The organism is Halobaculum marinum (assembly GCF_029338555.1).
Classification (GTDB): Archaea; Halobacteriota; Halobacteria; order Halobacteriales; family Haloferacaceae; genus Halobaculum; species Halobaculum marinum.
The window spans coordinates 512,138-530,326 of sequence record NZ_CP119989.1 but is presented as its reverse complement, the minus strand read 5'-3'; the positions used below and the strand labels follow the sequence as shown (position 1 = coordinate 530,326).

The 18,189-nt window shown below is 70.6% G+C and carries 18 protein-coding genes; 11 read left to right on the top strand and 7 right to left on the bottom strand.

Going from position 1 to position 18,189, the window contains the following annotated elements:
* Positions 1-31: 31 nt before the first annotated feature.
* Positions 32-925, bottom strand: a complete 894-nt coding sequence (gene larE / locus P0R32_RS02815) for an ATP-dependent sacrificial sulfur transferase LarE (RefSeq protein WP_276238412.1) — start codon at positions 923-925, stop codon at positions 32-34.
* 304 nt (positions 926-1,229) lie between these two features.
* Between larE and P0R32_RS02810 the strand changes: the two genes are divergently transcribed.
* Positions 1,230-3,209: a MutS-related protein gene (locus P0R32_RS02810; protein WP_276238411.1), complete on the top strand. Its 1,980-nt coding sequence runs from the start codon at positions 1,230-1,232 to the stop codon at positions 3,207-3,209.
* Positions 3,210-3,263: 54 nt separating this feature from the next.
* Here the strand turns inward: P0R32_RS02810 and P0R32_RS02805 are convergent, their stop codons facing one another.
* Entirely contained in the window at positions 3,264-3,908 is a 645-nt protein-coding gene (locus tag P0R32_RS02805; protein ID WP_276238410.1) for a response regulator, read from the bottom strand.
* A gap of 297 nt (positions 3,909-4,205) precedes the next feature.
* Between P0R32_RS02805 and P0R32_RS02800 the strand changes: the two genes are divergently transcribed.
* A complete protein-coding gene (locus P0R32_RS02800; RefSeq protein ID WP_276238409.1) occupies positions 4,206-5,333 on the top strand; it encodes an ORC1-type DNA replication protein in 1,128 nt (375 codons plus the stop codon).
* A 37-nt stretch (positions 5,334-5,370) separates the two neighbouring features.
* Here P0R32_RS02800 and P0R32_RS02795 read toward each other — a convergent pair whose 3' ends face one another.
* Positions 5,371-5,628, bottom strand: coding sequence for a DUF8028 family protein (locus tag P0R32_RS02795; RefSeq protein ID WP_276238408.1), 258 nt, complete (start codon positions 5,626-5,628; stop codon positions 5,371-5,373).
* 252 nt (positions 5,629-5,880) lie between these two features.
* Between P0R32_RS02795 and P0R32_RS02790 the strand changes: the two genes are divergently transcribed.
* The gene (locus P0R32_RS02790; RefSeq protein WP_276238407.1) at positions 5,881-6,897 is read left to right on the top strand and encodes a tyrosine--tRNA ligase; all 1,017 of its coding nucleotides are present in this window, start codon (positions 5,881-5,883) and stop codon (positions 6,895-6,897) included.
* 9 nt (positions 6,898-6,906) lie between these two features.
* Here the strand turns inward: P0R32_RS02790 and P0R32_RS02785 are convergent, their stop codons facing one another.
* Positions 6,907-7,086 carry a DUF7470 family protein gene (locus tag P0R32_RS02785; RefSeq protein WP_276238406.1) on the bottom strand — a complete coding sequence of 60 codons (180 nt, stop codon included), beginning with the start codon at positions 7,084-7,086 and terminating at the stop codon, positions 6,907-6,909.
* A gap of 314 nt (positions 7,087-7,400) precedes the next feature.
* On the opposite strand from P0R32_RS02785, the gene eif1A reads away from it, so the two are divergent.
* The 4 genes from eif1A to P0R32_RS02765 all read left to right on the top strand — a co-directional run bounded on the left by eif1A (position 7,401) and on the right by P0R32_RS02765 (position 10,425).
* Complete coding sequence (gene eif1A, locus P0R32_RS02780) at positions 7,401-7,691, top strand: translation initiation factor eIF-1A (RefSeq protein ID WP_276238405.1); 291 nt, start codon at positions 7,401-7,403, stop codon at positions 7,689-7,691.
* A 130-nt stretch (positions 7,692-7,821) separates the two neighbouring features.
* Complete coding sequence (rio1, locus tag P0R32_RS02775; protein WP_276238404.1) at positions 7,822-8,736, top strand: serine/threonine-protein kinase Rio1; 915 nt, start codon at positions 7,822-7,824, stop codon at positions 8,734-8,736.
* A gap of 53 nt (positions 8,737-8,789) precedes the next feature.
* Complete coding sequence (locus P0R32_RS02770; RefSeq protein WP_276238403.1) at positions 8,790-9,722, top strand: winged helix-turn-helix domain-containing protein; 933 nt, start codon at positions 8,790-8,792, stop codon at positions 9,720-9,722.
* A 139-nt stretch (positions 9,723-9,861) separates the two neighbouring features.
* The gene (locus P0R32_RS02765) at positions 9,862-10,425 is read left to right on the top strand and encodes a KH domain-containing protein (RefSeq protein ID WP_276238402.1); all 564 of its coding nucleotides are present in this window, start codon (positions 9,862-9,864) and stop codon (positions 10,423-10,425) included.
* Positions 10,426-10,480: 55 nt separating this feature from the next.
* Here P0R32_RS02765 and P0R32_RS02760 read toward each other — a convergent pair whose 3' ends face one another.
* Positions 10,481-11,311 carry a beta clamp domain-containing protein gene (locus P0R32_RS02760; RefSeq protein WP_276238401.1) on the bottom strand — a complete coding sequence of 277 codons (831 nt, stop codon included), beginning with the start codon at positions 11,309-11,311 and terminating at the stop codon, positions 10,481-10,483.
* Positions 11,312-11,422: 111 nt separating this feature from the next.
* Here P0R32_RS02760 and P0R32_RS02755 point away from each other — a divergent pair, with 111 nt between their 5' ends.
* The 4 genes from P0R32_RS02755 (at position 11,423) to P0R32_RS02740 (ending at position 15,850) form a co-directional block, all read left to right on the top strand.
* On the top strand, positions 11,423-11,980 hold the full coding sequence (locus P0R32_RS02755; protein ID WP_276238400.1) for a DUF8102 family protein: 558 nt from the start codon (positions 11,423-11,425) through the stop codon (positions 11,978-11,980).
* Positions 11,981-12,227: 247 nt separating this feature from the next.
* Positions 12,228-13,877 (top strand): thermosome subunit alpha, encoded by a 1,650-nt coding sequence (gene thsA / locus P0R32_RS02750; RefSeq protein ID WP_276239344.1) that lies wholly within the window; start codon positions 12,228-12,230, stop codon positions 13,875-13,877.
* A gap of 192 nt (positions 13,878-14,069) precedes the next feature.
* A complete protein-coding gene (locus P0R32_RS02745; protein ID WP_276238399.1) occupies positions 14,070-15,596 on the top strand; it encodes an FAD-binding oxidoreductase in 1,527 nt (508 codons plus the stop codon).
* A gap of 71 nt (positions 15,597-15,667) precedes the next feature.
* Positions 15,668-15,850, top strand: coding sequence for a DUF8106 domain-containing protein (locus tag P0R32_RS02740; protein ID WP_276238398.1), 183 nt, complete (start codon positions 15,668-15,670; stop codon positions 15,848-15,850).
* Positions 15,851-15,888: 38 nt separating this feature from the next.
* Here P0R32_RS02740 and P0R32_RS02735 read toward each other — a convergent pair whose 3' ends face one another.
* Both P0R32_RS02735 and P0R32_RS02730 read right to left on the bottom strand, forming a co-directional pair.
* Positions 15,889-17,640, bottom strand: coding sequence for a DUF4397 domain-containing protein (locus tag P0R32_RS02735; RefSeq protein WP_276238397.1), 1,752 nt, complete (start codon positions 17,638-17,640; stop codon positions 15,889-15,891).
* Between the two features lie 189 nt (positions 17,641-17,829).
* Positions 17,830-18,186 (bottom strand): SHOCT domain-containing protein, encoded by a 357-nt coding sequence (locus tag P0R32_RS02730; RefSeq protein WP_276238396.1) that lies wholly within the window; start codon positions 18,184-18,186, stop codon positions 17,830-17,832.
* Positions 18,187-18,189: the final 3 nt, after the last annotated feature.

Genomic DNA, 18,189 nt, shown 5'->3' with positions numbered 1-18,189 from the left:
CGACCGGCACCGCGAGCGCGCTGTTCGGGGATTAGGAAGGGTACTCGCGGGCGAACACGTCTTCGACGACCGGTTCGCCGTCGTAGTTGACCGACTTCTCCTCGTCGTCCGCTTCCCCGGCGGGGCTGACGCTCCCGGTCGAGTAGCCCTCCAGATCAAGGGTGACGTGGTCGAAGCCGAGGTCGAGCATGTGGTCGCGGGCGGCGGCGACGAAGTCGGGGTTGAGCGCCGTCTCCAACTCGTCGGCGCCGACCTCGATGCGCGCGAGGCCGTCGTGGTCGCGGACGCGGAACTGCGAGAAGCCCCAGGTTCGCAGGAGGCGCTCGGCCTTCTCGATGCGCGTGAGACGCTCTTCGGTCACTTCGAGGCCGGTCGGGATCCGCGAGGAGAGACACGCCATCGAGGGCTTGTCGGCCACGTCGAGGCCGTAGTGGTCGGCGATTTCGCGGACCTCGTCCTTCGTGATGCCGGCTTGGAGGAGCGGCGACACCACGTCCAACTCCTCGACCGCCTGGAGGCCGGGGCGGTGCCCCTCGCCGGGGTCGGAGGCGTTCGTGCCGTCGCAGACGGTGCCGATGTCGCGCTCCTTGGCGGCCTCGTACATCCGCGAGAGGCGCATCGTCCGGCAGTGGTAACAGCGGTCGTCGCCGTTGGCGACGAAGTTCGGGTCGTCCAGTTCCGAGAACTCGACGACCGCGTGGTCGATGCCGATGTCGTCGGCGACGCGGGTCGCGTCGTCGAGTTCCTCGGCGGGGAGTGTCTCGCTCTTGGCCGTGCACGCGACCGCGTCGTCGCCGAGGGCGTCGCGCGCCAGCGCCGCGACGACCGACGAGTCGACGCCGCCGGAGAAGGCGACGAGGACGCCGTCGCGCTCGGCCAGCGACTCGCGCGCCGCCGCCGCCTTCGCCGCCACGTCGTCGTTCATGGCCCCAGCGACGAGGTGGGGAGCCAAAAGTCGTCCGAAGGGGGCGAGGAGAGCGAGGCGTGCGGGAGTGAGCGGTGCGCGGGCGAACGGAGTGCGCCCGCGACAGCGAACGAACGCAAGCCTCGAAAGAACGGCGGCGAGGTGTGCGCGACCGAACGAAGTGAGGTCGCGCGGCCCGAGCCGCCCGCGAACGAGGCGCTGTCGGCCGGGGCGAGGGAGGAGCGAGGCGAGCCCTCGGACGGCGGCGGCGAGCACCCCGCACGACGCGAACGGTTTTGACCCCCGCCACGCTACCGTGGCCCGAATGGAGTTCACGTCGGTCCCGGGCGTCGGCGAGAAGACCGCCGAGACGCTCTCGAAACTCGACGGCGCCGAGGACGCGCTCCGCCGCGGCGACGTGGCGGCGCTGGCGCGGGCGCCGGGGCTCACCGAGGGGCGGGCGGCCGCCATCGCTCGCGGTGCGATCCGCCGCCGCCACGACGACCCCGGCGGCTGGCTGGCGACCGACCGCGCCCGCGAGGTGTACGAAGACGCCCTCGGCCTCCTGCAGGAGCGCGCCGTCACTGGATACGCCGAGAAGCGCCTGCGGACGTTGTACCCCTCGGCGACCGAGTCGCGCATCGAGGAGGTGCGCGCGTGGGCCGCCGAGGCGGTCGAGCGCGAGCCGAACGAGGCCGTCGTCGAGGCGCTGGAAGGGGTCCAACAGCCGACCGAACCGCGCGGCCTGCGGGTGCGCGAACGGGCGCTCGCGACCGCCGACGCCGAGCGCTACGCCGAGGCGAAAGACGCCTTCCCGGAGCTGTCGGTCGAAGTCGTCGAAGACGCCCGCGACCTGGCCGAACTCGCGCGGTCGTACAGCACCGTCGTCGCGCTCGACGAGTCGTTCGCCGGCGTCGACGTCGACGGCGACGTGCGGGTGATCCCCGACCCCGAGGAGCACCACGAGGAGGTCGTCCCCGAGCGCCTGCTCGCGTTCTTCGCCGAGAACCGCGCCGAGTTGCTGGCGGCGGTCGACGTCCACGAGGCCGCCGGCATCGACCCCGCGCTCGACCCGGCGGCGCTCCGGGACGCCCTCTCGCGGCTCGACGACGACGGCACCCCCCGCGGCGACGACGAGTTACGGCGGCTGACGAACGCCGTCGACGACCTCGACGCCGCCGCCAGCACCGCCGCGAGCGTCGCCAACGACCACCTCCGCGACGCCATCCGCGAGCAGGACGTCACCATCGAGGGCACCGACTTCCTCTCGCTAGTCGAGCAGGGCGCCCGTGTCGACAGCCTGCTCTCGCGGGAGTTGGCCGACGAGTACGACGCGGCGATCCGGAAGGCGCGCGAGCACTTCGTCGACGCGCTCCAGTTACAGCCGGGCGAGGACGACTTCGCCGAGCGCGTGTTCGCCGGCGAGCCGACGTTCCCGACCGAGCACAACGAGGAGCCGCTGAACCGGCTGCGAACCGAGCTGAAGGCGGCCCGCGACCGCCGCGCGGCGAAGTTGAAGTCCGGGCTGGCGTCCGACCTCGCCGACCTCCGGGAGCCCGCAGACGACCTGATCGCCGACGCGCTCGAACTCGACGTGGAACTCGCGGTCGCGCGCTTCGCCCGCGACTTCGACTGCGTCGTCCCCGAAATCGACGAGGCGGGATCCGGCTTCAGTATCGAGGGCGGTCGCTCGCCCCTGCTCGACGTGCCGTTCGCGGAGGCCGAACCCGTCGACTACGGCGTCGAGGGCGTCACGCTCCTGTCGGGCGTCAACTCCGGTGGGAAGACCTCCACCCTGGATCTGGTCGCGCTGATCGTCACGCTCGCGCACATGGGCCTCCCCGTCCCCGCCGCGTCGGCGCGGGTGGGGCGCGTCTCCGAGTTGCACTACTACGCGAAGTCGCAGGGGACGCTCGACGCCGGCGCGTTCGAGTCGACGCTGCGCGACTTCGGGGAACTGGTGTCGGGCGCGGCGGGACGGCTCGTCCTCGTCGACGAACTGGAGTCGATCACCGAACCGGGCGCCTCGGCGAAGATCATCGCCGGCATCCTCGAAGCGCTCGACGAACAGGGGGCGACGGGCGTGTTCGTCTCACACCTCGCCCGACAGATCCGGGAGGCCGCCGACGTGGACGTGGCCGTCGACGGCATCGAGGCGGTCGGACTCGACGACGGCGAGTTGGTGGTGAACCGCTCGCCGAAGAAAGACCACCTCGCGCGGTCGACGCCGGAGCTGATCGTCGAGAAACTCGCCACGGAGTCGTCGGATCCGGGGTTCTACGAGGGGCTGTTGGAGAAGTTCTGAGCGGCTGGGTCGCGTGTCGCGAGCGGACGGTGAGCGTCGTGGCGACGGACCGCCTCAGGCGTACAGGTCGGAGGGGGACTCGTGGTCGGGGTCGTCGGAGCCGTCGAGCCCCCTGAACAGCAGGTCGTAGTCGGCGCCGTCGAGGCTGTCGCGCAGGTCGTCGATGCCCCGTTCGAGCGTCTCACAGCGGCGAACCAACTCGCGGTACGCCGGGTCGGCCGGCGAGACCGTGAGGGCGTCGTCGAGGGCGGCCCGCTTCTGTGTGGCGGCGTAGTAGTGGCGCACCCGGTCGTCGTAGCGGGAGACGCGCACGAGGCGGTCGACCGTCTCGCGGAGTTCGCCCTGCGCGACCGGCTTCTCGAGGTAGGCGTCCAGCGGGAGGCCGACCACGTCGAGGCTGGCGTCGACGGCGGTGACGGCTGCGACGCGGACGTCGACCCCGGACTCGCGGATCAGTTCGAGCGCGTCGTCGCCGTGGAGCCCCGGCATCCGCCGGTCGAGCAACACCACGTCGATGGAGTCGTCGAGCATAGCGAGCGTCTCCTCGCCGTCGGCCGCCGTCACGACGTCGTACTCGTCGGCGAGGCGGTCGACGTACAGCTCGCGCACGTCGGCCTCGTCCTCTGCCACGAGGACGCGGGGGCGGTCCCCCTCCGTCCGTCGCTCGGTCCCCCCGTCGTCGTCGGTCCCCTCTGTCATCACTCTCACCAGTCACCACTCGTACCTCAATCCGACCGACGCGTTCCCCGGATTAAGCCGAATTCACCCCGTCGCTGCGGCAACATCGTCCTCGAATCACCGTCCGTCCGCGCCTGCGGGGGTGCCGTCCGCCCGGTTCGGGCCGTTCACTCCCACCGCGAGTCACGTCGTCGACCGGGGCGATACTGAAGCGCTATCGGGCACGAGCGGGCCGAAACTGCGGTCTCTCGGTCACGTTCACTTTCACCCCGCCACCGGGGAACGATTAAGTGGTCGGACGCGCGAGGGTTCGGTATCATGGCCGGGGACCCCGAGGACATGCTGTCGTGGGACGAGTCCGTCTTCCGCGACGAACACGTCTTCGAGATCGACTACGTCCCCGAGACGTTCCGCCACCGCGAGAGCCAACTGGAGTCGCTGAAGTACGCGCTCCGACCGGCCGCTCGCGGGTCACGCCCGCTCAACACCGTCGTCCGCGGGCCGCCCGGGACGGGCAAGACCACCTCGGTGCAGAAACTGTTCTCGGAGTTGCGCACGCAGACGGACGTGCGCACCGTCCGCGTGAACTGTCAGGTGGACTCGACGCGCTATGCGGTGTTCTCGCGCGTGTTCGAGGGGATCTTCGACTACGAACCGCCGTCCTCGGGCATCTCGTTCAAGAAGCTGTTCGGCCAGATCGCCGACCGACTCGTCGAGGAGGACGAGGTGCTCGTCGTCGCGCTCGACGACGTGAACTACCTGTTCTACGAGAACGAGGCGTCGGACGCGCTGTACTCGCTCCTGCGCGCCCACGAGGCGCACTCCGGTGCGAAGGTGGGCGTCATCTGCGTCTCGTCGGACCTCTCGCTGTCGGTGATCGAGGAACTCGACACGCGCGTCCAGTCGGTGTTCCGGCCCGAGGAGGTGTACTTCCCGACGTACGACGTCGACGAGATCGTCGACATCCTCCGCGAGCGCGCCAAGCGCGGCTTCCACGAGGGCGTCATCGACGCCCCCGAGTTGGACCGCGTCGCCGAGTTGACCGCCGAGTCCGGCGACCTCCGCGTCGGGATCGACCTACTCCGGCGGGCGGGGCTCAACGCCGAGATGCGCGCCTCGCGGACGATCAACGTCGAGGACGTCGAGAAGGCGTACGACAAGTCGAAGTACGTCCACCTGTCGCGCAGTCTCCGCGGGCTCTCCGACTCGGAGTTGTCGCTCGTCGAGGTGCTCGCCGAACACGACGGGGAGCAGGCCGGATCGGTGTACGAAGCGTTCCACGACCGGACGGACCTGGGGTACACTCGCTACTCGGAGATCGTCAACAAACTCGACCAACTCGGCCTCGTGGAGACGGAGTACGCGGAGGTCGAGGGGCGCGGCCGCTCGCGGTCGATCTCGCTTGCGTACGACCCCGAGGCGGTGCTGGAGCGGATCGAGCGGTAGTCGTGGTCGGGAGCCGCGCCGGCCACTCCGGCGGCGACTACCGCTCGATCCGCGACTCCTCGGGTGCGACCTCGGCGTCTCCGCCGGTGTCGTCGTCGCCGCCGTCCGTGTAGGCGTTGTTCTCGACCCGCTCCAGCGCGTAGCTCCGCCCGAAGTACAGCGCGACCACGTTCGCCGAGACGAGGACGAGGAGGACGAGGAAGTCGACGCGCGTGACCGCGCCGCCGAACAGCACGACGAGCGACGCGAACGGGAGGGTGACGGCGCTCCAGAAGGCGACCGCGCGTCCGGTCATCGTCGCGCGACGGGCGACGGGACCGAGGTCGCTACGGACACTCGGGAGGCCGCGCCGTCGGGGAGGGTACTCGGTGTCTGCACTCGCAGAGGGCATGGCACGATCGATCGGACGTCCCTCCGCGGGTTAGGTACTCGCTGGGTAATCGGCGCGGCGACGTCACTAGAGGCGTGCTACCGAGCGACACGGAGAGAGTACCGACGGCTGGCACACATCCGAAAGACATACTCGGCGGACGCGACACCCTCGCGTATGGACGCCTACGATCTGATCACCCGGAACGCGACCGAGGTGGTCACCGAGGACGAAGTACGCGCGCTAGCCGAAGAGCCCGAGGGCAAGCGGGTGTACGTCGGCTACGAGCCGTCGGGCGTCCTCCACATCGGGCACATGCTGACGGCGACGAAGCTCATCGACCTCCAGGAGGCGGGCTTCGAGGTCGTCGTCCTGCTGGCGGACGTCCACGCGTACCTCAACGACAAGGGCACGTTCGCGGAGATTCGCGAGACGGCCGAGCGCATGCGCGACCAGTTCCTCGCGTACGGGCTCGACGCCGAGTCGACGGAGTTCGTCTACGGCTCGGAGTTCCAACTCGACGAGGAGTACGTCCTCGACACCCACGAGTTGGAGCTGTCGACGACGCTCAACCGCGCCCAGCGCGCGATGGCGGAGATCCAAGGCGGCGACACGGCGAAGGTGAGCCACCTGGTGTACCCGCTGATGCAGGCGCTCGACATCGTCTACCTCGACCTCGACCTCGCGGTCGGCGGCCTCGACCAGCGGAAGGTCCACATGCTCCACCGCGAGCAGGTGCCCGCGATGGCCGGCGAGAGCGACCACACTTACGAGGCCCGGCCGTGCATCCACACGCCGATCCTCGCGGACCTCGACACTGGCGTCGGCAAGATGTCCTCCTCGTCGGGGACGACCATCTCGATGGAGGACACCGCCGAGGACATCGACGACAAGATCAACGGCGCGTTCTGCCCGCCGACGCGCGACCCGGAGCCGGACGACGACGGCAACGAGCGCGAGAACCCCGTGCTCGAGATCTTCGAGTACTCCGTGTTCCCGCGGTTCGACACGGTCGTGGTCGAGCGGCCGGAGCAGTACGGTGGCGACCTCACGTACGACGACTACGAGTCGCTCGCGGCGGACCTGGAGTCGGGCGAACTCCACCCGGCGGACGCGAAGGGCGCGCTCGCCGACTACCTGAACGAGTTGATCGCGCCGGGTCGCGAAGTGCTCGCGGCGCTCGACGACGAGTAACGACGCGACTTACGCGAAGCCGAACTGCTGCATCAGGCTGGTCGCCAACCCCTTCACGACGAGGCCAGTGCCGGCCAGCACCAGCGCGATGCCGACGGCGACGATCGGCGACGACCACGCGACCAGCACGAGTCCCGCGAGCAGCAGCAGCGCGCCGACGATGCCCGCCGTCCCGAGTTTGTCGATCATACTCCGTCGTTCCCGTTCGGCGTGAAAAACGCGGCGAGTTCGTCGTCGGTCGCGCGTTCCGACTGGGCTGCTCGCTCCCCGCGCACATCGTGAGCTCGCATTCTGATGGGCGGCTCGGCCCGTCGGACCTCGCCGCCGTTACTCGCGGTCTCCCTGCGGTCGACCGCGCACTGCTCGCTCACTCCGTTCGCCCGACCGCACACTGCTCGCGGGTCGTTCCTCCCCGCTCGCGTCGAGGCCTCGCTCACTCCGTTCGCTCGGCCTCGCACTCCGCGCCCGTCGAACTTAACTGTCGGACGGCAGAACACAAGAGTATGAGCGACGGCGACGCGCAGGGTCGCACCGACCTCAGAATGCCCGACGACGACGAGGTGTTCGCCGAGGTGACGGAGATGCTCGGCGCCAACCGCGTGAAGGTGCGCTGTGCCGACGGCACCCGCCGCACCGCGCGCATCCCCGGCCGGATGCAGAAGCGCACGTGGATCCGCGAGGGCGACATCGTCCTCGTCAGCCCGTGGGACTGGCAAGACGAGAAGGCCGACATCGAACACCGCTACGAGGGGCAGGCCGCCGACCAACTCCGCGACGAGGGACACATCGTCTGATCGGGTCGACCGTCGCGGTGGTCGGCGACAGCGGGCACGACGACGGCCAGCGGCGGCGACGCCGTGCGGCGCGGCGCCGTCGCCCGCGGGTGCCGGTGCTTTTCACGCCCGAGCGCGTACGACGCCGTAGATGACCGGAGAGTTCGGGTTCGTCGAACCCGACGAGGCGGAGACGCCAGGCGACGAGTGGGAGGACCTCGACCTCGAGGAAATCGCACAGACCGAGGCCGACCGCATCGCGCGTCGGCAGGACGACGAGTTCGACGAGTTCCGCAAGCGCGTCAAGAACACCGAGCAGTTCAAAGTCGAGGCGTCGGTGTTCGACGACGCCACGCTCGCGGCGCTGTACAAACTCACGCGCGACGGCCACATCGTCGCCTTCGGCGGCCCCATCTCGACGGGGAAGGAGGCGAACGTGTACGAGGCGCTCGGCGCCGACGACACCGAGGTGGCGACGAAGGTGTACCGGATCAACACCTCGAACTTCCGGCACATGCGCGACTACCTCGAGGGCGACCCCCGCTTCGAGGGCATCGGCTCTGACAAGAAGCAGGTCGTCCTCGCGTGGGTGCGCAAGGAGTTCGCGAACCTCTCGCGCGCCCGGAAGGCGGGCGTCCGCGTCCCCGAGCCGATAGCCGTCCAGCGCAACGTCCTCGTGATGGAGTTGGTCGGCCACGCCGACGACCGCGCCCGCCGACTCGCGGAGGTGAGCGTCGAGAACCCACAGACCGCCTACGAGGTGGTCCGCGAGTACATGCGCCGGCTGTACTCCGCCGGCCTGATCCACGGCGACCTCTCGGAGTACAACATGATCATCCACGAGGGCGAGTTGGTGATCATCGACCTCGGGCAGGCGGTGACGGTCCACCACCCGAACGCCGAGGAGTTCCTCGAACGAGACTGCCACAACGTGGCGAGTTTCTTCTCGCGGCAGGGGCTGGAGGTGACCGGCGACGACCTCCACGAGTACGTGACGACGCCGGAACCGGAGCCGAGCGCGGAGCCGGACCCCGCGACGGACCCGAATCCGACGAGCGACGAGTAGGCGCCGCCCACGCGACCGACACGGCCAAGCCACCTGCCGCTCATCCGCCCGACATGAGCGACAGCGACGAACCGGTCGACGCCCCCGTCGACACCGCGTTCGACCCCGCGGCGGCGTTCGCGCTCCTCGGCGACGACACCCGCCTCCGGATCCTCCGGGCGCTGTGGGAGGCCCAGCGCGACGACGACACCAGAGGGACGACGCCGACCGCCGTGCCCTTCGAGCGGCTCCGCGAGCGCGCCGGCGTCGACGACTCCGGGCGGTTCAACTACCACCTCGGGAAGCTGACCGACCGCTTCGTCGAGCGCGTCGACGAGGGGTACCGCCTGCGCTTCGCCGGTACCCGCGTCGTCGGCGCACTGCTGGAGGGGACGTACGCGCCGGGAGCGGACCTCGACGTGCCGGCGGGCGGCACCTGTCACGACTGCGGCGGCCCGCTCGACCTCACCTACGCCGACGAGCGCGCCCGCGTCGCCTGCCGGGACTGCGACCACCCAACCTCGGAGTTCGGCTGCCCGCCGGGCGTGCTGGCCGGACGCGACCCCGACGACCTCCCGGCCGTCGTCGACACGCATCTGCGGACGCTCCTCGCGCGGGCGCGACGGGGGATCTGTCCGACCTGTTCGGGACCGACGGCGATCCGCGTCCATTCGACGACGAGAGACCCCTTCGGGTCGGACGAGGAGGAGCCGACGGCTCGACCGATAGCGACCGTCGCCTGCCAGCGGTGTGGCGAGCAGATCGACACCGGACTGGTGACACTGTTGGTCGACCGACCCGTCGTCGTCGCGTTCCTCCACGAGCGGGGGGTCGACCCGGAGGCGCGCTCGCTGTGGGTGCTGCTCGACGACGTCACCGAGGACGCCGAGACCGTGAGTGCAGAGCCGTACCGCGCGACAGCGACGTACCGCGTCGGCGACGACACCCTCACCGTGACCGTCGACGCCGAGGGGGCGGTGGTGGGGGTCGAGGAGGAGACAGCGTAACGACGCCCGCCGGTCGCGGGTACCGACGGTCACCGATCGGCGAGCCGCGGGCGACAGGCGAGGAGCGACCGTGTGGACGGCTGTCGCGGCGCTTCGGCGAGGGAACCCTTATCCGCGTGCGGGGGAAAGTCCGGGTGTAATGCAGCACGTGAAGGTTCCGCAGGACCGCATCGGCGTGCTCATCGGTGCGGGCGGTGAGACGATGCGGGAGATCGAAGACCGCGCCGAGGTGCGCCTCGACATCGACTCGGAGTCGGGGTCGGTCGGCATCGACAGCGTCGGCGACCCCGTCGCCGGCATGATCGCGCCCGACATCGTCCGCGCCATCGGCCGGGGGTTCACTCCCGAGGCGGCGCTGTCGCTGTTGGACCACGACCTCCGCCGGTTCGAGTTGGTCGACCTCGCCGCCGAGACGCGCAACAAGAACGACCTCCAGCGCCAGAAGGGCCGCCTCATCGGCGAGAACGGCCGCACCCGTGAGCTGATGGAGGACCTCTCGGGCGCGGAGGTCGTCATCAAGGGCACCACCCTCGGCATCATCGGTCAGCCCGAGGAGGTGAAGGCCGTCCGCCGCGCCGCGGGGATGATCCTCGACGGCGCGCCCCACGGCGCCGTCTACTCGTTCCTCGAACGCAAGCACAACGAACTCCACGGCGCACCCGACCTCTCGCCGCCCACCGGCGGCGCCGAGGAGTCGCGGTAGCGTCGTCGACACCCGCGAAACGCCGTCGACCTGCGGCCCCATTCTCGACTCGACCTCACACCGCCTGTAGCCGCGGCGCGACGAACGCCTCGACGCGCCCGCCGCCGTCGGCGACTTCGTAGGCGACGCCCAGCGGTGCTTCCTCGCCCAGCGTGACACGCACGTCCGTCCCCGAGGGGACCGGCCGCTCGACACACTCCAGGTACGACAGCGAGAACAGCGACTGCGCCTCGCCGGCGTCGAACGCGGCCGTGTCCTCGCGCGGGACGACGAAGCGCACGTCGTCGGTGTCGCCGTCGGCCGCCGCGACGAACGCCTCCTCGGCGGGGTCGACCGCGAGCGTGAGGTGGTCGGCGACCATCCCCGCGGCGCGGACGAACCGCCCGACCGTCTCGCCCGGGAGCGTCAGCGCCGCGGTGGACTCGAAGCCGAGCGCCTCGATGTCGCCCGGGCCGCGCACACTCTCGGGGTCGAACAGGCCGAGCGCGTACTCCAGTTCGCCGACGCGGACGTGGAGGCGGTACGCCTCCGGGTCGAGCGCGAGCGTCACCAGGTCGTCGCCGTCGCCCATCGCGAGTACGTCCGCCAGGCGGTCGACGTCGACGCCGACGGTGGTGCCGTCGGCCGTGTACGACTGGGTCGCGTCCGCGTCCAACTCGACCTCGACGGCAGCCACGGTGGCGGGGTCCATCGCCGCCGCCCGCAGGCCGTCGGCGGCGAACGTCAGCCGACACTCGTCGACGAGTGCTCCGACGGCCGAGAGGAGGGGACTGAGGGCGTCCGTGCGGACAGTGACACGGACTGGGGCGTCCGTGACGCCGCCGTGGTGGGAGTCGAGCGAGTCGTCGCCCGGGACCGATTCGGTCGCGGAGGTGTCGTCGACCATGACGGACCGCGGACCTATTTCCAAATAAGTATTTTTGTGGTGGTTCTAGTAGATACCCGGATTCGGAGTATGAATCTATATGTGTTTCTGAGACATACCCCGATACAGAGTATGGACGACGACCGCGAACGGGGGATATTGACCGAAGCCGACCGGCGGTACCTGCGCGGCGAGACGGCGTACGCGAGCGTGCAGTCCGAGCGCAACGCACGGGCGCGCATCCGCGACAGACTCCACGCCGCGTTGTACGACTTCGAGGTGTTGGTGGAGGGACTGAGCGAACGCGACCGAGAACTGGTGTTCACAGAGCGCCTCGACCGGGAGGGGACCGAGGCGTTCGACGCGCTCGTGTCGACGCTGGCGTTCCTGTACCGCGGCGTCGACGACACCGAGATCGACTTCGAGACGGTGGTGTCCGAGGGGATCAACCTCGCTGAGGCGAGCGAGGAGCGCGCCGCGACCGTCGACCTCGACGTGACGTTCCACGCGCTGAGCGTCGCGGAGGTGCGCCGGAAGATGCGCGCGGGCGACCCGCTGTCGCTGACGGAGTTGGCGTTCGCGGACGCTCGCACGGAGATCGCACCCGACGAGTTCGCCGAGTACCTCCGGGGTGACGACGCCGACGGCGTCGACGACGGTCGGATCCAGTCGCGAGTCACCGACTTCTGATCGACGATCCGTCGGAGTGCCGCGCAGTCTGCCGATTCCCGCTCCGGCACGCGACCAGTCTGGCCGCAGACCGCCGGGAACGGGGCGGCGAAGACGTAGTATATAAACTCGATGTGGCAACCTCTCACACACGCCCCCAGCGGGGTCGTGCGAGCGTATGACGGTGTGTCGCCACAACGTTTTTATAGAATCGGAAACAATCACGGAGTGACTCATGTCTCAGCGCCAGCGGATGGGCAACCAGCCCATGATCGTACTCTCGGAGGACAGCCAGCGAACGTCCGGAAAGGACGCGCAGTCGATGAACATCACGGCCGGCAAGGCCGTCGCCGAGTCCGTTCGGACCACACTCGGTCCGAAAGGGATGGACAAGATGCTCGTGGACTCCTCGGGCGGCGTCGTCGTCACGAACGACGGCGTGACCATCCTGAAGGAGATGGACATCGACCACCCCGCGGCGAACATGATCGTCGAGGTCTCCGAGACGCAGGAGGACGAGGTCGGCGACGGCACGACGACCGCCGTCGTCATCGCCGGTGAGCTGCTCGACCAGGCCGAGGAGCTCATCGACTCGGAGGTCCACCCGACGACCATCGCGCAGGGGTACCGCCAGGCCGCCGAGAAGGCCAAGGAGGTCCTCTCGGAGAACGCCATCGAGGTCACCGCGGACGACCGCGACACCCTCGAGAAGATCGCCGCGACCGCGATGACGGGCAAGGGCGCCGAGTCCGCCCGCGAGACGCTCGCGAAGCTGGTCGTCGACGCCGTGCTGGCCGTGCGTGACGACGACGGTGCCATCGACACCGACAACGTCTCCGTGGAGACGGTCGTCGGCGGCTCCATCGGCAACTCCGAGCTCATCGAGGGCGTCATCGTCGACAAGGAGCGCGTCGACGAGAACATGCCCTACGCCGTCGAGGACGCCAACGTCGCGCTGTTCGACGGCGCCATCGAGGTGAAGGAGACGGAGATCGACGCCGAGGTCAACGTCACCGACCCCGACCAGCTCCAGCAGTTCCTCGACCAGGAGGAGAAGCAGCTCAAGGAGATGGTCGACAAGCTGACCGCCGTCGGGACGGACGTCGTCTTCGTCGGCGACGGCATCGACGACATGGCCCAGCACTACCTCGCGCAGGAGGGCATCCTCGCCGTCCGCCGCGCGAAGGACTCCGACCTCAAGCGCCTCGCCCGCTCGACGGGCGGTCGCGTCGTCGCCAACCTCGACGACATCACCGAGGAGGACCTCGGCTTCGCCGGCTCCGTCGCCCAGAAGGACATCGGCGGCGACGAGCGCATCTTCGTCGAGGACGTCGAGGACGCCCGCTCGGTCACGCTCGTCCTCCGCGGCGGCACCGAGCACGTCGTCGACGAGGTCGAGCGCGCCATCGACGACTCGCTCGGCGTCGTCCGCACGACGCTGCAGGACGGTGAGGTGCTGCCCGGCGGCGGCGCCCCCGAGACCGAGCTGGCGCTCCAGCTTCGCGACTTCGCCGACTCCGTCGGCGGCCGCGAGCAGCTGGCCGTCGAGGCGTTCGCCGACGCGCTGGAGGTCATCCCGCGCACGCTCGCCGAGAACGCCGGCCTCGACCCGATCGACTCGCTGGTCGACCTGCGCGCCCGCCACGACGGCGGTGAGTTCGGTGCCGGCCTCGACGCCTACACGGGCGACGTGATCGACATGGAAGCCGAGGGCGTCGTCGAGCCGCGTCGCGTCAAGACGCAGGCCATCGAGTCCGCCACCGAGGCGGCGACGATGATCCTCCGCATCGACGACGTCATCGCGGCCGGCGACCTCAAGGGCGGCGGCTCCGACTCGGGCGGCGACGACGAGATGCCTCCGGGCGGCGGTGGCATGGGCGGCATGGGCGGTATGGGCGGCATGGGCGGCGCGATGTGAAGTAGGCCCCCAGCCACACCCACCCCACCCACGACGCCGACACGCACCGCTTCCCGACCGATCTTCGATTTGTTCGACGACCGCGATCCGACAGCGACGGCCATCCCGACGTTCGTCGCGGTGTGGCGCGGCCCGACCGACCGCTGCCGCACCCGCGGTGGCTTTTCCTTCCCACGGCCCTAACCAAGTGGTATGAACCAGGAATCGCCGGACACGACCACCGGCGACGACCCGTTCGGGCGCGCGGACGCCGCCGCGGTCGCTCGCGACCACGCCGAGGCGCTCGCGGCGCTGGCCGACGCGCTCGACGGCGATGGGACACCGGTGGACCGCGAGGCGACGGGCGAGTGGCGGACGCTGTTCCCCGGCGACGTGGTGACCCCCGACGACGACCGCTACGACGAGGCCCGTCGCGTGTGGAACGGGCTGTGCGAGGCGGCTCCAGCGGCGGTCGCGTACCCGACGACAGCGGCGGGCGTCGCCCGCGTGGTCGAGGCGGCGCGCGAGACGGGCCTCGGGGTCGCGACCCGCTCGGGCGGCCACTCCTCAGTCGGCACCTCGTCGGGCGACGGCGTGCTCGTCTGCGACGTGGGTACGATGCAGGAGGTGGCCGTCGACCCCGACGCCCGCACCGCGACGGTCGACCCGGGCGTCACCATCGGCGAGTTGGACGCCGCGACGACCGCCCACGGCCTCGCGACGCCGCAGGGGGTCGCCCCCGAGGTCGGCGTGACCGGGCTCACGCTCGGCGGCGGGACGGGGTACCTCTCACGGGCGCACGGGCTGGCGTGTGACCGACTCGCCCAGGTCGACCTGATCACCGCCGCCGGCGAACGCGTGACGGCGACCGCCGACACGAATCCGGACCTGTTCCGCGCGGTGCGGGGCGCCGGCGGCGCGTTCGGCGTCGCGGTCGAACTCGAGTTCGACCTCGTGTCTGTCCCCGGGGAACTGGCGATGTGCGACACGTGGTTCCCCGTCGACGGCACCGACGACGTCGCGGCGCTGCTCCGGGAGTACCGCGACCTGCTCCGCGAGGCGCCGCGGACGACGAACGTCTCGCCGTACGTCACGCGCGTCCCCGACGAGGCGGGGTTCCCCGACGACCGCGCCGGCGACCTGGCGCTGTGCGTGCTCGGCGTCCACGGCGGCGATCCGGACGAGGGTGAACGGGCGCTGGCGCCGTTCCGCAACCTCGGCGCCGACGGCGTCGACCCGCTGTTCGAGTACGCCGACCGGCGACCGTACGTCGACGTGCAGGCGTACCTCGGAGGCGGGTCGCCCGCGGACGACCACTACTACTGGAAGTCCGTCGCCGTCGAGACGTTCACCGACGCCCTCGTCGACCACACCGCCGAGCGGATGGCCGCGCTCCCCGGCGACGAGGACACCGTGGTGGTGTGGCCGATGGGTGGCGCGGTCGCCGACCTCGACGCCGGAGCCACCGCGGTCCCCGAGCGCGACGCCGAGGTGGTGCTCAACTTCGAGGCGTGTTGGTCGGAGCCGACCGACGACGACGCACATCGCGAGTGGGCCCGCGAGTCGGCCGACCGCGCTCGCGACGTGGGGACGGTGACGGGTGAACTCCCCAACTTCTCGGGCACCGAACGCGGCGACGAGGCCGCCCGCGACGTGTACGCCGCCAACTACGAGTGGCTCCGCGAGACGAAGCGCCGCTGGGACCCCGACGGGGTGTTCACCCCGAGCGGCCGCCTGTGACGCGGTGACGGTCTGGCGGCTCCCGAGTCCTCCGGAGCGGTGTTTAAGGTCCGCGACAGCCTGAAGGAGGCATGACCACTACGCAGACGACACGTCCGCCGCCGAAAGCCCTCCTCTACTGTCCCGACTGCTGGCACGCCGCGCTACCGACCGGCGACTGGCTCGTCCAGTCGAGCCCCGTCGGCGAGGCCGTGGTGTGTCCCGACTGCGGCACGGTCGTCACGGTTCGGCGGGCCGGTCCGGTTCCGGCCTGAGCGGCCCCGTGACCGACGACCGACGGCGACCGTAGCGATCAGTCGTCGTCCTCCTCTTCCTCGTCGTCGTCATCGTCGTCGTCGTCTTCCTCTTCCTCATCGTCGTCATCGTCGTCGTCGTCTTCCTCTTCCTCATCGTCGTCATCGTCGTCGTCGTCTTCCTCTTCCTCATCGTCGTCATCGTCGTCATCGTCGTCATCGTCGTCGTCGCGGTCCTTCCGCTCCTTCTCTCGCTCCTTCTCCCGCTCTTTGCGGCGCTTCTCGCGTTCCTTGCGCCGCTTCTCCCGCTCTTTCTCCCGCTCCTTGCGACGCTTCTCCCGTTCCTTTTCGCGCTCCGTCGATCGCTCCTCCTCGTCTCGGTCGGCCTCGTCCTCGCCCTCGTCGAGAGCGTCGGGAGCCTCCTCGTCGGAGACGGTGTCCTCGGCGGGCGATCCACCGTCCACCGACGCTTCGTCGGCGGGGGTCGGTGGGTCCTCGTCCACCACGTCGGTGGGAGCGTCGGGAGTGTCGTCGCCCTCACTCGTCTGGTCGCTCGACGCCTTCGGTTTGGTGTTCGAACTCGGACCACCGGTGCGCTCGATGGTGACGGTCGCCGCGTCCGCCACGGCCTCGCCGCCGTCGCCCGTCGCGTCGGCCCCGGCCACGTAGGGGTCTGCGGCGGTGGCGTCGCGGTGGGCGACCGCGACGAGTCGAGCCGTGCCCTCGGCGCGACCGTCGAGCGCCGCGACCGCCGCGACCGGAACGTCGACGGTCGTGTGACGCCCCGGGTCGAGCGGTGCGGAGACGCCGAGCACCGTCCCCGCCGCCGGGCGACGAGCGCCCCCGGCGTGGACGGCGACGACCCCGCCCGCCGAGAGCGTGGCGCGGTCCACGGTCACCGTGACCTCGTCGTCGCCGTAGTCGTAGGCGACCCGCTGGTCGTCGAGGGCCACCGTCGCCGGCGGGGGCGACGCGTCGCTCGACACCGGCAGCGACAGCGGGACGGGGACCGACCGCCGGGTGGGGGCCCGATAGCCGACCGCGATGAGCGTGTACACCACGCCCGGCGAGAGCCGAAGCGGTCGGACGAGGAGCACGTCCTCGCCGTCGCTCGGGCGCAGCGTCACCTCGTAGCGTGCCGCCGGGACCTCCGCGTAGCCACTGGCCTCGCCGAAGCCGACGCCGGCGAACAGCGTCCGCGTCCCGACCGTCCGGGTGACCGACCGGAGGGCGACCGACCCGGTCGGCGAGCGGAGCGTCGCCTCGTTCGCCCGCGACCACCCCGGGGAGTTCGTCGGCGGCGACCGCTCGAAGCGGCCCGCGGTCGCGTCGAGCGAGGGCGCGTCCGGCGAGGCGTTGACCAGTCGCAGGCGGGCCGCCGCGTCGTCGAGGACGCTGGCGTCGTCCGGGAACACCGCGAGGTCGAGGGGCGTCTCGCCGTCGACCTCCCCGAGGACGACGCCGGTGTAGTCCTCGCCGGCGTCGAGGACGACCGGGTCGGTGACGATCGCCGCTCCCGTGGCGGCATCCGTAGGAGCAATCCGTGCGACCACCGCCCCGGCGGAGACCGGTCGGTACTCGCCCACGTCGCCGAACGGCAGCGCCGCGGCGACGCGCGTGGTGTCGGCGGCGCCGTCGCGCGGCTGGACGTCGACGTCGACCCGTGGGGCGTCCGGCGAGGCGTGGATCAGTCTGAGTCGGGCCTCCTCGCTCTCGCCGTGGTGGTCCCGAGCGCTCGTGCGGTCGGTCGCCGCGAGGGCGACGGTGCCGCCGATACCGCCGAGGAGGGCCCGTCGAGTGAGCGTGAGCATCGAGAGTGTCGCCGACCGGACGTGTCGTCGACACTATGGTACTCGTGCAGGATACACCCCGGATGGATCCCGATAACGTCACTGCGGCGGTGACGGGCGGGGGCTGACGGGGACCCAGTGGGGAGTGGTCCCCGGAGAGAACGGATGGGCCGCGCCGACGATTCCGGCGGCGACCGCTCGCCGCCGTGACTACTCCTCGCGCTCCAGTCGGTCGCGCCTCGTCTCGAACTCCTCGTCGGTGAGGTCGCCGCGCGCGTACGCCCGACGGAGTTCTTCGAGCGCGGCGTCGTCGCCCGAGTCGCCGTCGCGAGTCCGAGTGACGAGCAGGTAGCCACCCCCGAGGATGGCGGCCAGCACCGCGACCTGCACCGCGAGTCCGACGAGCGACCACCCCCCGCCGGTCGTCCCGTCCATCATCCCGTAGCCCATCGCGCCGCCGAACCCCATCATCCCGCCGAAGCCCATCGTGAGCAGCGGGAGCGCCACGAGCGCGGCCACGATCAGGATCACGGCCGTCGTCGCGTCGATTCGGGTCTCGGCGGACACGGC

Excerpts from the sequence above, each read along its gene's own strand:
- eif1A (WP_276238405.1), top strand. The coding sequence starts at position 7,401 with ATGAGCGACGGCGACGCGCAGGGTCGCACCGACCTCAGAATGCCCGAC.
- P0R32_RS02770 (WP_276238403.1), top strand. The coding sequence starts at position 8,790 with ATGAGCGACAGCGACGAACCGGTCGACGCCCCCGTCGACACCGCGTTC.
- P0R32_RS02765 (WP_276238402.1), top strand. The coding sequence starts at position 9,862 with ATGCAGCACGTGAAGGTTCCGCAGGACCGCATCGGCGTGCTCATCGGT.
- P0R32_RS02735 (WP_276238397.1), bottom strand. The coding sequence starts at position 17,640 with ATGCTCACGCTCACTCGACGGGCCCTCCTCGGCGGTATCGGCGGCACC.
- P0R32_RS02805 (WP_276238410.1), bottom strand. The coding sequence starts at position 3,908 with ATGACAGAGGGGACCGACGACGACGGGGGGACCGAGCGACGGACGGAG.
- thsA (WP_276239344.1), top strand. The coding sequence starts at position 12,228 with ATGATCGTACTCTCGGAGGACAGCCAGCGAACGTCCGGAAAGGACGCG.
- larE (WP_276238412.1), bottom strand. The coding sequence starts at position 925 with ATGAACGACGACGTGGCGGCGAAGGCGGCGGCGGCGCGCGAGTCGCTG.
- P0R32_RS02745 (WP_276238399.1), top strand. The coding sequence starts at position 14,070 with ATGAACCAGGAATCGCCGGACACGACCACCGGCGACGACCCGTTCGGG.
- P0R32_RS02740 (WP_276238398.1), top strand. The coding sequence starts at position 15,668 with ATGACCACTACGCAGACGACACGTCCGCCGCCGAAAGCCCTCCTCTAC.
- P0R32_RS02810 (WP_276238411.1), top strand. The coding sequence starts at position 1,230 with ATGGAGTTCACGTCGGTCCCGGGCGTCGGCGAGAAGACCGCCGAGACG.
- P0R32_RS02795 (WP_276238408.1), bottom strand. The coding sequence starts at position 5,628 with ATGACCGGACGCGCGGTCGCCTTCTGGAGCGCCGTCACCCTCCCGTTC.
- P0R32_RS02790 (WP_276238407.1), top strand. The coding sequence starts at position 5,881 with ATGGACGCCTACGATCTGATCACCCGGAACGCGACCGAGGTGGTCACC.
- rio1 (WP_276238404.1), top strand. The coding sequence starts at position 7,822 with ATGACCGGAGAGTTCGGGTTCGTCGAACCCGACGAGGCGGAGACGCCA.
- P0R32_RS02785 (WP_276238406.1), bottom strand. The coding sequence starts at position 7,086 with ATGATCGACAAACTCGGGACGGCGGGCATCGTCGGCGCGCTGCTGCTG.
- P0R32_RS02760 (WP_276238401.1), bottom strand. The coding sequence starts at position 11,311 with ATGGTCGACGACACCTCCGCGACCGAATCGGTCCCGGGCGACGACTCG.
- P0R32_RS02800 (WP_276238409.1), top strand. The coding sequence starts at position 4,206 with ATGGCCGGGGACCCCGAGGACATGCTGTCGTGGGACGAGTCCGTCTTC.
- P0R32_RS02755 (WP_276238400.1), top strand. The coding sequence starts at position 11,423 with ATGGACGACGACCGCGAACGGGGGATATTGACCGAAGCCGACCGGCGG.